This is a genomic window from Mycobacteriales bacterium (assembly GCA_030697205.1).
Taxonomy (GTDB): Bacteria; Actinomycetota; Actinomycetes; order Mycobacteriales; family SCTD01; genus JAUYQP01.
Window position 1 is genome coordinate 1 of record JAUYQP010000043.1, and the last position, 11,319, is coordinate 11,319.

The 11,319-nt window shown below is 72.2% G+C and carries 14 protein-coding genes; 13 read left to right on the forward strand and 1 reads right to left on the reverse strand.

Annotated features, from left to right (window positions below; all coding sequences use genetic code 11):
* Positions 1-3 precede the first annotated feature (3 nt).
* From Q8R60_13900 to Q8R60_13915, 4 genes are read left to right on the forward strand one after another with little or no spacing between them, the layout of a single operon-like run.
* On the forward strand, positions 4-612 hold the full coding sequence (locus Q8R60_13900) for a sigma-70 family RNA polymerase sigma factor (protein ID MDP3713564.1): 609 nt from the start codon (positions 4-6) through the stop codon (positions 610-612).
* Positions 609-893: a mycothiol system anti-sigma-R factor gene (gene rsrA / locus Q8R60_13905; protein MDP3713565.1), complete on the forward strand. Its 285-nt coding sequence runs from the start codon at positions 609-611 to the stop codon at positions 891-893. Before Q8R60_13900 ends, rsrA begins: the two co-directional genes overlap by 4 nt.
* 23 nt (positions 894-916) lie before the next feature.
* The gene (gene galE, locus Q8R60_13910) at positions 917-1,876 is read left to right on the forward strand and encodes a UDP-glucose 4-epimerase GalE (protein MDP3713566.1); all 960 of its coding nucleotides are present in this window, start codon (positions 917-919) and stop codon (positions 1,874-1,876) included.
* Positions 1,876-2,763 carry an NAD-dependent epimerase/dehydratase family protein gene (locus Q8R60_13915; protein MDP3713567.1) on the forward strand — a complete coding sequence of 296 codons (888 nt, stop codon included), beginning with the start codon at positions 1,876-1,878 and terminating at the stop codon, positions 2,761-2,763. The genes galE and Q8R60_13915 overlap by 1 nt, the downstream gene beginning before the upstream one ends.
* A 177-nt stretch (positions 2,764-2,940) precedes the next feature.
* Here the strand turns inward: Q8R60_13915 and Q8R60_13920 are convergent, their stop codons facing one another.
* Positions 2,941-3,513 (reverse strand): DUF5317 domain-containing protein, encoded by a 573-nt coding sequence (locus Q8R60_13920; GenBank protein ID MDP3713568.1) that lies wholly within the window; start codon positions 3,511-3,513, stop codon positions 2,941-2,943.
* Positions 3,514-3,531: 18 nt separating this feature from the next.
* Between Q8R60_13920 and Q8R60_13925 the strand changes: the two genes are divergently transcribed.
* The 9 genes from Q8R60_13925 to Q8R60_13965 all read left to right on the forward strand — a co-directional run.
* On the forward strand, positions 3,532-4,413 hold the full coding sequence (locus tag Q8R60_13925; GenBank protein MDP3713569.1) for a biotin carboxylase N-terminal domain-containing protein: 882 nt from the start codon (positions 3,532-3,534) through the stop codon (positions 4,411-4,413).
* Positions 4,410-5,177, forward strand: coding sequence for an enoyl-CoA hydratase-related protein (locus tag Q8R60_13930; protein ID MDP3713570.1), 768 nt, complete (start codon positions 4,410-4,412; stop codon positions 5,175-5,177). The genes Q8R60_13925 and Q8R60_13930 overlap by 4 nt, the downstream gene beginning before the upstream one ends.
* A 156-nt stretch (positions 5,178-5,333) precedes the next feature.
* Positions 5,334-6,761, forward strand: coding sequence for an aminopeptidase P family protein (locus Q8R60_13935; protein ID MDP3713571.1), 1,428 nt, complete (start codon positions 5,334-5,336; stop codon positions 6,759-6,761).
* A complete protein-coding gene (locus Q8R60_13940; protein MDP3713572.1) occupies positions 6,740-6,997 on the forward strand; it encodes a biotin/lipoyl-binding carrier protein in 258 nt (85 codons plus the stop codon). The genes Q8R60_13935 and Q8R60_13940 overlap by 22 nt, the downstream gene beginning before the upstream one ends.
* Before the next feature lie 44 nt (positions 6,998-7,041).
* Entirely contained in the window at positions 7,042-8,121 is a 1,080-nt protein-coding gene (locus Q8R60_13945; protein MDP3713573.1) for a PilT/PilU family type 4a pilus ATPase, read from the forward strand.
* A 192-nt stretch (positions 8,122-8,313) separates the two neighbouring features.
* Entirely contained in the window at positions 8,314-8,535 is a 222-nt protein-coding gene (locus Q8R60_13950) for a helix-turn-helix domain-containing protein (protein MDP3713574.1), read from the forward strand.
* A 5-nt stretch (positions 8,536-8,540) separates the two neighbouring features.
* The gene (locus Q8R60_13955) at positions 8,541-9,728 is read left to right on the forward strand and encodes a HipA domain-containing protein (protein MDP3713575.1); all 1,188 of its coding nucleotides are present in this window, start codon (positions 8,541-8,543) and stop codon (positions 9,726-9,728) included.
* A gap of 88 nt (positions 9,729-9,816) precedes the next feature.
* Positions 9,817-11,049 carry an FAD-dependent oxidoreductase gene (locus Q8R60_13960; GenBank protein ID MDP3713576.1) on the forward strand — a complete coding sequence of 411 codons (1,233 nt, stop codon included), beginning with the start codon at positions 9,817-9,819 and terminating at the stop codon, positions 11,047-11,049.
* Positions 11,050-11,105: 56 nt separating this feature from the next.
* Positions 11,106-11,319 (forward strand): helix-turn-helix domain-containing protein (locus tag Q8R60_13965; GenBank protein ID MDP3713577.1); only part of this gene is annotated, 214 nt, incomplete at its 3' end.

An 11,319-nucleotide genomic window follows, 5' to 3' on the forward strand; every position in this document is an offset into this window, starting at 1 on the left:
GGCATCGACGCTGGCGAGATCGACGTCGCGACCGAGTCCGACGCAGACCGGACCGCGCGCTTCGAGCGCGACGCGCTGCCGTTCCTCGACCAGCTCTACTCCGCGGCGATGCGGATGACCCGCAACCCTGCCGACGCCGAGGACCTGGTCCAGGAGACGTTCGCCAAGGCCTACTCGTCGTTCCACCAGTTCCGGCCGGGAACCAACCTCAAGGCGTGGCTCTACCGGATCCTCACCAACACGTTCATCAACACCTACCGCAAGAAGCAGCGCCAGCCGCAGCAGTCGATGTCCGAGGACGTCGAGGACTGGCAGCTCGCGCGCGCCGAGTCGCACACCTCCACCGGCCTGAAGTCGGCGGAGATGGAGGCCCTCGAGCACCTGCCCGACTCGCAGGTGAAGGACGCCCTGCAGCGGCTCCCCGAGGAGTTCCGCCTGGCCGTCTACCTCGCCGACGTCGAGGGGTTCGCCTACAAGGAGATCGCCGAGATCATGGGCACCCCGATCGGGACGGTCATGAGTCGCCTGCACCGCGGGCGCCGCGGTCTCAAGGCGCTGCTGCACGACTACGCGATCGAGCGCGGCCTTGTGAAGGCAGGTGACCCGGAGTGAGCTGCGGCGACCCGCACGAGACCCCCTGCAGCGAGGTGCTGGAGCAGGTCTACCTCTACCTCGACCAGGAGCAGGACGCCGATCACCACGGCAAGATCCGCATCCACCTCGACGAGTGCGCGCCGTGCCTGCGCGAGTACGGCCTCGAGCAGGCCGTGAAGGCGCTGGTGGCCCGCTGCTGCGGCGGCGACACGCCACCGACGGACCTGCGCGAGCGCGTCATGCTGCGCATCCAGGAGGTCCGCGTGGAGATCGAGCACGTGGAGTTCCGCGAGCACTGAGCCGCGCGCACTAGCGTGACCGCATGACCTGGTTGGTGACCGGCGGTGCCGGCTACATCGGTGCCCACGTGCTCGCCGCCTTCCGTGACGCGGACCGTCCCGCGGTCGCCCTCGACGACCTCTCGACCGGTGACGCGACGAGGGTCGGGGACACCCCGCTCGTCGTCGGCTCGGTCCTCGACGGCGACCTCGTCCGGCGCACCATCGCCGAGCACCGCGTCACCGGCGTGGTCCACATCGCGGCCAAGAAGCAGGTCGGCGAGTCGGTCGCCGACCCGCTGAAGTACTGGACCGAGAACGTCACCGGCCTGGTCACCCTGCTCGAGGCCTGCCGCGACCTCGAGGTGGGGAGCTTCGTCTTCTCGAGCTCCGCCGCCACCTACGGGCTGCCCGACGTCGACCTCGTCACCGAGGAGACCCCCGGCGCGCCGATGTCGCCGTACGGCGCGTCGAAGCTCGTCGGCGAGTGGGTCATGCGCGACTGCGCGACCGCCTTCGGGTTGCGCTCGCACGCGCTGCGCTACTTCAACGTCGCGGGCTGCGCGACCCCGGAGCTCGGCGACGTCGGGGTCTTCAACCTCGTGCCGATGGTCTTCGAGCGGCTGCAGGCCGATGAGCGGCCGCGGGTCTTCGGCGGCGACTACCCGACGCCTGACGGCACCTGCGTGCGCGACTACGTCCACGTCGCCGACATCGCCGCGGCGCACCTCGCCTCGGCTGCGGCGCTCGAGGGCGGCGCGGACAGCGACGTCTACAACATCGGTCGCGGCGAGGGCTCCTCGGTGCTCGACGTCATCCGCGTCGTCGGTGAGGTCACCGGCCTCGACGTCACCCCCGACGTCGTCGACCGCCGCCCGGGTGACCCCGCCCGGGTCGTCGCCTCGGTCGAGAAGATCCGCGCGGGGCTGGGCTTCTCGGCCCGCCACGACCTGCACGACATGGTCGCGAGCGCCTGGGCCGGCTGGCAGCTGCGGCACCCCTGATGCGCGTGCTCGTCACAGGCGCGGCCGGCTTCCTCGGCTCGCACCTGGTGGACCGGCTGCTCGCCGACGGGCACACCGTCACTGCCGTCGACGACCTGTCCACCGGTCGGCTGGACCGGCTGGCCGCAGCGCGCGCTGTTGGTGGGCTGTCCTTCAGTCGCGCCTCGGTGCTGGACGACGCTCTGCCGGCGCTGGTGGCCCGCGCGCGTCCGGAGGTGGTCTGCCACCTCGCGGTCACCCGGGGCACGGCGCTCGAGGAGGTCCGCGGCAACGTCGTCGGGACGGCCGCGGTGCTCGCCGCGGCGGAGGCGGCCGGGGTGCGCAAGCTGGTGCTGGCCAGCGACGCCGCGGTCTACGGCCGGCCCCGCAGGCAGCCCGTCAGCGAGCGCGCAGGTCTCGCACCGAGGACGGCGTACGCCGCGTCGCGCGCCGCCGAGCTCGTCGTGCTGGAGCCCGCCTCGGTGGCGACCACGTCGCTCGTCCTCGGGCGGGTCTACGGGCCGCGGCAGGACACCGGCGCCGTCGCGATGATGGCCCGCGCGCTCGTCGGCGGGCGGCCGGCGACGGTCTTCGGCGACGGCCGGACCGTGCGCGACTGGCTCTACGTCGACGACGCCGTCGACGCGATCGTGCGGGCGACCGGGGAGCGGGCAGACGGCCGGCGGCTCAACGTCGCGTCGGGGCGCGGGCTGTCGGTCGAGGCGCTCCAGGAGGCGCTCGCTGACGCGACCGGCACCCGGCTGCCCGTCGACCGCGCGCCCGCGATCCCGGGGGAGCTGCGGTCGCTGGTGCTCGAGGTCGGCGCGGCCCGCCGGGCGCTCGGGTGGGAGCCGTTCACGGCGCTGCCGGTGGGCCTGGCCGCGACGGTGGCCGCACTGCGCGGCTGACCGGAGCCGGACAGCAGTCCGCCCGGTCCAGACGGGCAGGACCGGGCGGGATGCAGGTGTCGGCCGTCAGGCGTTGGGACGACGGCCGTGGTTGGCCTTGTTCTTGCGACGGCTGCGGCGCTTGCGGCCCTTCTTGGCCATGTCGGCGGTTCCTCTCGAGGTGCGGCGTGAGCGCCTCTAGCCTGCCACAGCCGCGCGGTCGGCCTCGACGACGCTGGCGGGCTCGCGCGGCTGACGCCCCCGCAGGCCAAGCACGACGAGCTGGGCGAGACCGGCGGCGATGAGGACGTCGCCGACGCTGACGACCTCGGGCCGCAGCGGGATGCGGACGGGTACGACGTCGGACAGCCAGCGCAGCCGGGTGTCGGCGTCGGCGAGCTCGTGGCGCGGGTCGGTGCCCGCGACGACGGACTGGGTGCTGACCCCGGCCCGCCCGGAGGCGTGGGCGGAGACGGGCATCGCGCCGTTGGCGCCCACGACGAGGGCGTTGGCGAGCAGGCCGAGGGCGACCAGACCGGTGCCGCGCACTCCGCGGTTGCGGGCCAGGAAGCCGGTCACGCACGCGGCGGAGACGACCAGGCCGGCTGCGTAGAAGGGGCCTCCGACGAGCGCGCCGAGGACCTGAGCGGCGAGGGCGGCGGGGACCAGCGGTGCGTTGCGGAGCCGGGTCGCGCCGAGCAGGTCGAGGCGACCTCCGGACAGCAGGCCGACCGTCACGGCGACGGTCAGCACGACGAGGACGAGGACCACGCCCCTAGTGTGGCGGCCGTGCCCCCCGTCCTGCCTCCCACGCCGACCGGCGGCGGCTTCGAGACGGTGCTCGTCGCCGACCGGGGTCTCTTGGGAGCCCGCGTCGTGCGCACCGTGCAGGCGCTCGGGGCGCGGGCCGTCACGGTCCACCTCGACGGGGAGCACGGCCACGGCGACGAGTCGGTGCTGCTCGGGGGTCCCGGCTCCGACGCCGACGTCGTCAAGGTCCTCGAGGCCGCCCGCCAGGCCGGAGCCGACGCCGTCCACCCAGGATCGGGGCCGCTCGCTGCCCACCCCGGCTTCGCCGCCGCGGTCGTGGAGGCCGGACTCGTCTGGGTCGGCCCGCCGGCGGGCTCGCTCGGCGGCACCCCCGTCCTGCCGGCGACGCGCCGCGAGGTGCAGTGGCTCGGTGGCGCCGCCGTCGACGAGCGCGACGTCGTCGACGACCTGATCGTGTCGTCCGGCCCGCCCCCGCCCTGTGCGGCCCCGCTCGCCGGTGCCGTCTCTGGTGTCGTCTCCGTGGTGGGTGAGCTCGTCGTGCCTCACCTCACCCTCGGTCACATCGTGACCGAGGAGGCCCTCGGCCTCGACCTCGTCGAGCTGCAGCTGCGCACGGCCGCGGGTGAGGACGTGCCCTACGAGGTCGTGGCGCGTGCCGCCGCGGGTGTCGTGCTGCGCGGCACGGGCACCGTCGAGCGCCTCTCCTGGCCCGAGGGCGTCCGTGTCGAGACCGCCTGCCGGGAGGGCGCCGCCGTCCCGCCCGACGGCGTCGTAGCCGTCCTCGCCGTTGCCGCCTCGACCACCGCTCTCGCCCTCGACGCGCTGCGCGCCGCCCTCGCGCAGACCGTCGTCGAGGGAGTCGCCCTCGTCGTACCCGATCTGGAGAGGACCCGCGCATGACCGACCTGGTCGCCACCCGCGACGGCCACGTGCTGCGCCTGCACATCGACCGCGAGCCCAAGCGCAACGCCCTCAACGGCGACGTGCTGCGCGGCATCCTCGAGGCGCTGCGCGACCTCGGCGACGCCCGGGTGGTCTCGGTGACGAGTGCGGGCGACCGGGTCTTCTGCTCCGGCGCTGACCTCGTCCAGATGGCCCCCGACGCGACGGGGCTCGAGGTGCACGAGGGTCGCGGGCTGCTGCGCGAGGTCGTGCTCGCGATGCGCGACTGCCCGGTGCCGGTCGTCGTGACCGTGCAGGGGCTCTGCCTCGCCGGCGGGGTCGGCCTGATCATGGGCTGCGACGTCGTCATCGCCTCCGACACCGCCGCCTTCGGGCTGCCGGAGGTCGACCTCGGGCTGTGGCCGTTCATGGTCAGCGCCCTGCTCGGGCGCCATGTCAGCCCGAAGCGGGCGATGGAGATGATGCTGTCCGGCCGGCGGGTGCCTGCCGCAGAGGCGCTCGAGATGGGGCTGTTGTCCCGGGTCGTCCCGGCCTCAGACCTGGTTGCGGAGTCGGCGACGCTGGTCGACGCCCTGGCCGCCAAGCCGCCCGTGGCCGTGCGGCTCGGCAAGGCGGCCTTCCACGCCGCGATGGCCTCCTCGCTCGAGGCCGGCCTCGAGGCCATGCAGGCCCAGCTGTCGCTGCTCAACACCACGCAGGACGCCGCGGAGGGCGTGACCGCCTTCCTGCAGAAGCGCACCCCGGAGTGGACCGGCCGCTAGCCGCGCCGCCCGGCCTGTCCCCCCGGACCCGGCTGTTGATCGACAGGGGATCTGCACGGAACACGCCGGTGTGTCGCGTGCAGACCACCTGGTGATCACCGGGTGGGGTGACGGCGTACCGGCCGGTAGCCGGCGGCCCGGTCGTACGCTCGGGGCATGACGACGGAGACACCTGCCGAGGGCACCCACGAGGACAAGACGACGGCCAGCCACGACCCCGACCGGCCGCAGGCGCTGCTCGACTTCGTGACCACCGGCTGGGCGCCCCGTGACGCGGCCCTGCCCGACCCGAGCCCGTCGGTGCCCTTCCGTCAGGCCCGCCGCGCCGCGGTGGCCCAGCGCTTCCCCGGCGAGACGATCGTCGTGCCGACCGGCACCTACAAGGTGCGGGCCAACGACACCGACTACCGCTTCCGCCCGGCCAGCGACTTCGCCTGGTTGGTCGGCTCCCACGAGCCCGACGCGGTCCTCGTCATCGACCCCGACGGCGCCTCGGTGCTCTACCAGATGCCCGCTGCCGACCGGACCACGTCGGCGTTCTTCACCGACCGGGTCTACGGCGAGCTCTGGGTCGGCCCGCGGCCGACGCTCGAGTCGGTCAGCGCGCTGCTCGGCATCGAGGTCCGGCCGCTCGAGGAGCTCGAGAAGGCCCTCGAGGCTGTCTCCCCGGTGCGCGTCGTGCGGGGCTTCGACAGCCGCGTCGAGGCGATGGTCAGCACCGACGAGGAGGCCGACACCGAGCTCACCGTCGTGTTCTCGGAGCTGCGGCTGGTCAAGGACAGCCATGAGGTGGAGCAGCTCCAGCTGGCCTGCGACGCGACGGCCCGCGGCTTCGAGGACGTCGTCCGCGAGCTGCCCAAAGCGGTGGCGACCAGCGAGCGCTGGGTCGAGGGCGTCTTCGGCCTGCGCGCCCGCGTCGACGGCAACGACGTCGGCTACGGCTCCATCTGCGCGGCCGGCCCGCACGCCTGCGTCCTGCACTGGACCGACAACGACGGCCCGGTCCGCGAGGGCGAGCTCATCCTGCTCGACATGGGCGTCGAGGGCCACGAGCTCTACACCGCCGACGTGACGCGCACGATCCCCGTCAACGGGGTCTTCTCGTCGCGACAGAGGCAGGTCTACGACCTGGTGTACGACGCGCAGGAGGCCGCCATCGCGACGTGCGTGCCGGGCGCGGACTTCCTCGACCCGCACCGCGCGGCCATGCAGGTGCTGGCCCACGGGCTGCAGCAGCTCGGGGTCCTGGAGGACGCCGAGGCGGCCCTCGCCGAGGACCAGCAGCTCTACCGCCGCTACACGCTGCACGGCGTCAGCCACATGCTCGGCATCGACGTGCACGACTGCGCGAAGGCGCGCGACGAGCACTACCGCAAGGGTCCGCTGCAGGTGGGCTACGTCCTCACCGTCGAGCCCGGCCTCTACTTCCAGCCCGACGACCTCACCGTGCCCGAGGACCTGCGCGGCATCGGTGTGCGGATCGAGGACGACATCCTGGTCACCGCCGACGGCCCGCGCAACCTGTCAGCCGGCCTCCCGCGCCAGGCCGACGAGGTCGAGGCGTGGATGGCTGGTCTGCGGTGAGCCCGGACCGCGGCGAGGTGCGCGCCGAGCTGGTCGGCAGCATCCACGAGGTGCTCGTCAGCGCCGGCCAGCAGGTCCACGCCGGCGACGTCCTCGTCGTGCTCGAGTCGATGAAGATGGAGATCCCGGTGCTCACCGAGGTGGGTGGCACCGTCGGGCAGGTCGCGGTCGAGGTGGGTGACGTCGTACAGGAGGGCGACCTGCTGGTGCGGGTCGAGAGCAGCAGCACGGACTAGGCCAGAGGGGTCAAGGAGGGGCGGGCAGACGCCGAAGAGGCACTGTGACCTCCTCGATCGAGCCCTTCCTGCGAGCACTGGTGGAGTGCGGCGGTTCCGACCTGCACTGCAAGGTCGGCTCCCCGCCCCGCGTCCGGATCGACGGTCGGCTGCGCAAGCTGCAGACGCGCGACCTGACCTCCGCTGACACGGAGCAGATGGTCATCGAGGTCCTTCGCGAGGACCTCGTCGAGGAGTTCACCCGCAGCAACGAGGCCGACTTCGCCTACTCGCTCTCGGGAGTGGGCCGCTTCCGCGTCAACGCCTTCCGCAGTCGCGGCTCGGCCGGTCTGGTCTTCCGTCGCGTCTCCGTCGGCGCGATCCCGCTGACCGACCTCGGCCTGCCGCCCGTGCTCGCCTCCCTCGCGATGGAGCCCCGCGGTCTGGTGCTCGTCACCGGCCCGACCGGCTCCGGCAAGACCACGACCCTTGCCGGGATGATCGACCACATCAACAGCAACAAGGAGGTGCACGTCGTCACGATCGAGGACCCGATCGAGGTGCTGCACTTCGACAAGCTGGCGATGGTCAACCAGCGCGAGGTCCGCGTCGACACCGAGGACTTCGTCACCGCGATGCGCGCCGCGATGCGTCAGGACCCCGACGTGATCCTTGTCGGTGAGATGCGCGACCACGAGACCGTCAAGGCCGGCCTCGCCGCCGCCGAGACCGGCCACTTCGTCATGTCGACGCTGCACACCACCGATGCGGCCGAGACCATCAACCGCATCATCGACTTCTTCCCGCCGCACGAGCAGAAGCAGGTCCGCCTCGCGCTCGCCGGCGCCTTGCGCGGCATCATCTGCCAGCGCCTCGTGCCGCGCGCCGACGGCGAGGGCCGTTGCGTGGTCATGGAGGTCGCGGTCAACACCGGCCGTATCGCCGACGCGATCGCCGACCCGGACAAGACCTCGTCGATCCCGCAGCTCATCGCCGAGGGCTCCTACTACGGCATGCAGACCTTCGACCAGCACCTGGTGTCGTTCATCCGTGACGGCGTCATCACCCTCGAGGCCGCGATGGCCGCCTCGACCTCTCCGCACGACCTCACCGTCGAGCTGCGCCGCCTCGGCCTCGTCGCGTAGCCCCACCGCCACGGCGGGCACGCGCTCGTCCACGCGCGTGTGGGGACGTGGACGCCCGGCGTGCCAGTCTGTGCATGATCGTGCATTGACACCGTACTGGCGGGCGATCAGACTGGGTATCTGCATGATCGTGCAGATACCTACGAGGGTCGTCGTCGGAGTGTGGCTGGCATGTCCGATCGTGCATCGAGCATGGGGGCTCTCGTCTGTGCCCGTCGCACCCAGTTGGCGCTCACCCAGGTCGAGGTAGCGGAGCTCGCCGGCGTGGCGACACGGACGGTGCATGCCGTCGAGGCCGACAAGCCGACCGTGCGGCTCGACGCGTTGCTGGCTGTGCTCGCCGCCGTAGGGCTCCGCCTGCGAGTGGAGCGCGGAGCCGCGACCGCTGTCGTCCCCGGTCCGGATCCGCGGTGACGTCGATGTCGTCCGTCGTGGACGTCACCGAGGCCGATGTCTGGAAGCGCGGTCGACGAGTCGGTGTCCTCCGCAGGACTCCGGAGGGCGTGGTCTTCGCCTACCTGGACGGGTACGACGGACTGGCCGTGGCCACCACGCTTCCCGTAGGGACTCAGCCTCCTCCGCGCCCGGGAGGTGCGCTCCCGGCGTACTTCACCGGGTTGCTTCCGGAGGGTCGTCGCCTCAGCGCACTGCGTAGAGCGGTCAAGACCTCCGTCGACGACGAGCTCTCGCTCTTGCTCGCCGTGGGCGGCGACACCATCGGCGACGTCCAGGTCGTGCCCACGGGTGAGGACCCGGTGACCCCGCCTCCGCGCATCTCGCTCGACCTCGCAGACCTGCGCTTCCGGGAGCTGCTCGTCGAGCTCGACGTGCAGCCCGACCGGACAGCTCTCCCCGGGGTCCAGGTGAAAGCCAGTGCGGCGATGATCACGTTGCCCGGGCAGCGCCTGGGGCGGTCCGTGATCCTCAAGCTCGACCCGCCTGAGTACCCGGGCCTGGTCGAGAACGAGCACGTGATGCTCCAGGCCTGCACCCGCAGCGGAGTCGCTGCGGCGAGGGCGACGGTCGTGCGCGACGTCGAGGGTGTGGCCGGCCTCGCAGTGACGAGGTTCGACCGGAGCGTCGACGACGCAGGCAGGCCGCGCGCGCTCGCTGTCGAGGACGGTTGCCAGGTGCAGGGGCGGGCTCCGGGCGACAAGTACGTGCTCGGCTACGCAGCCACCTTTGCCGCTCTCGCGCGGGTGTGTGACGCGCAGGCGCTTGCCCTGCGGTCGTTGCTCGAGCAGCTGGTGTTCGCCGTGCTCACCGGCAACGGCGACGCTCACGCGAAGAACTTCGCCGTCCTGCAGCAGCCAGACGGGGAGTGGCAGGTCGCGCCGGCCTACGACATCCCGTCGTCGCAGCCGTATGGCGACACGACACTGGCGATGGCCGTCAACGGGCGCCGCGCCGACGTCGGTGCGAAGGACGTGACCGCACTGGCCGCCGAGCTGGGTCTCCCGAGCAAGGTGGCGTCACGGGCCCTGCGCAACGCCGTCGATCGCGTGGACGGTTGGCTGCCGCTGCTGGCGGAGCTGCCCTACGACGCCGGCAGGCGCCGCAAGCTCGAGCGCGTCATCCGGCAGCGGCAGAAGCGGTTGTCGCCGTGAACGACGACGGCGAGGCCGGCGAGTAGCCGTCAGTGCTTCGTCACCGGAGCAGGGAAGCGAACCGCGCGCCGACGCGGTTCAGTGCGGCATGGCCATCACGATGTACGGCACCGGCTGGTGCTCCGACTGCAAGCGCGCGAAGCAGTTCTTCGGCGAGCAGCGCGTCCACTACGACTTCGTGGACGTGGACGCCGACACCGACGAAGGGCGGGCGGGCCGTGCCGTCGTGCAGTCCCACAACGACGGCAAGGACATCATCCCGACCATCGTCTTCGACGACGGGTCGATCCTCGTCGAGCCGAGCAACGCCGAGCTCGCCGAGAAGCTCGGCCTCCAGACCCAGGCGAAGATGGCCTTCTACGACCTCATCGTCGTCGGCTCCGGGCCGGCCGGCCTGACCGCTGCGCTCTACGCCGCCCGGGAGGGGCTGACCGTCCTGGTCGTCGAGCGGGCGGGTGTCGGTGGTCAGGCAGGCGTGACCGAGCGGCTCGACAACTTCCCCGGCTTCCCGGAGGGCGTGGGCGGCGGAGATCTCGCCGACCGGCTGCGCCGCCAGGCGAAGCGCTTCGGCGTAGAAGTGCTTCCTGCGCAGGAGGTCACCGGCGTCACGGTCGACGGCGCCTACCGGGGCGTGACGACGGGCGACGGCAAGGAGTACGCCGCCTTCGCCGTCCTGCTGACGCTCGGCTCGACCTACCGCCGTCTGGGCATCGAGGGGGAGGACGACCTCATCGGGGCGGGCGTGCACTTCTGCGCGACCTGCGACGGGCCCTTCTACCGCGGCAAGGACGTCGTCGTCATCGGTGGCGGCAACAGCGCGGGGGAGGAGAGCGCCTTCCTCACCAGGTTCGCCGAGTCGGTCACCGTCGTCACCCGCGACCCAGAGCTGTCGGCCAGTCGCGTCGTGGTGCAGAAGCTCGAGGAGAACGCCAAGGTCACCGTCGTCACGGGTGCCACGCCGACCGGCTTCGCGACGACCGACGCCGGGAAGCTCCGGGCGCTGGTCGTCGACACGGCCGAGGGCTCGTGCGAGATCCCCGCCGAGGGCGCCTTCGTCTTCATCGGGCTGACGCCCAACAGCGATCTGGTGCGCGACCTCGTCGACGTCGACGAGCAGGGCTTCGTCCTCGCCGACCCCGGCATGCAGACCTCGGTGCCGGGCGTCTTCGTCGCGGGCGACGTGCGCAGCGGCTCGACCAAGCAGGCTGCGTCGGCCGCGGGAGAGGGCGCTGCGGCGGCGCTCGCGATCCGGCGCTACGTCGAGCCGCTCGCCAGCGGGATCCGGCCAAGGCCCGCCGTGGTCGCAACGGCCACTGTCTGAGCGGTCTAGTGGTGTGTCGCGCATTTGAGTAACTAGTTCTGCGATAGTGTTCGTAGATGACCGCAGCTGCCGATTCGTTGGTGATGTCGCAGGGCCAGCGAGAGTCGCTGGAGAAGGTCGCGAAGTCCGAGACTGCGGCGCATCGTGAGGTGCTGCGGGCGCGGGTGCTGTTGGCTGCGGCGGACGGCGTCGCGAACAGCGCGATCGCCTCCGAGCAAGGTGTGACGCCGGTGACGGTGCGATCCTGGCGCAGGTCGTTTGAGGCCGACG

Bases quoted from the DNA above. Each gene is read 5' to 3' on its own strand.
- galE (MDP3713566.1), top strand. From the start codon at position 917: ATGACCTGGTTGGTGACCGGCGGTGCCGGCTACATCGGTGCCCACGTG.
- Q8R60_13915 (MDP3713567.1), top strand. From the start codon at position 1,876: ATGCGCGTGCTCGTCACAGGCGCGGCCGGCTTCCTCGGCTCGCACCTG.
- Q8R60_13930 (MDP3713570.1), top strand. From the start codon at position 4,410: ATGACCGACCTGGTCGCCACCCGCGACGGCCACGTGCTGCGCCTGCAC.
- Q8R60_13935 (MDP3713571.1), top strand. From the start codon at position 5,334: ATGACGACGGAGACACCTGCCGAGGGCACCCACGAGGACAAGACGACG.
- Q8R60_13950 (MDP3713574.1), top strand. From the start codon at position 8,314: ATGGGGGCTCTCGTCTGTGCCCGTCGCACCCAGTTGGCGCTCACCCAG.
- Q8R60_13955 (MDP3713575.1), top strand. From the start codon at position 8,541: ATGTCGTCCGTCGTGGACGTCACCGAGGCCGATGTCTGGAAGCGCGGT.
- Q8R60_13960 (MDP3713576.1), top strand. From the start codon at position 9,817: ATGGCCATCACGATGTACGGCACCGGCTGGTGCTCCGACTGCAAGCGC.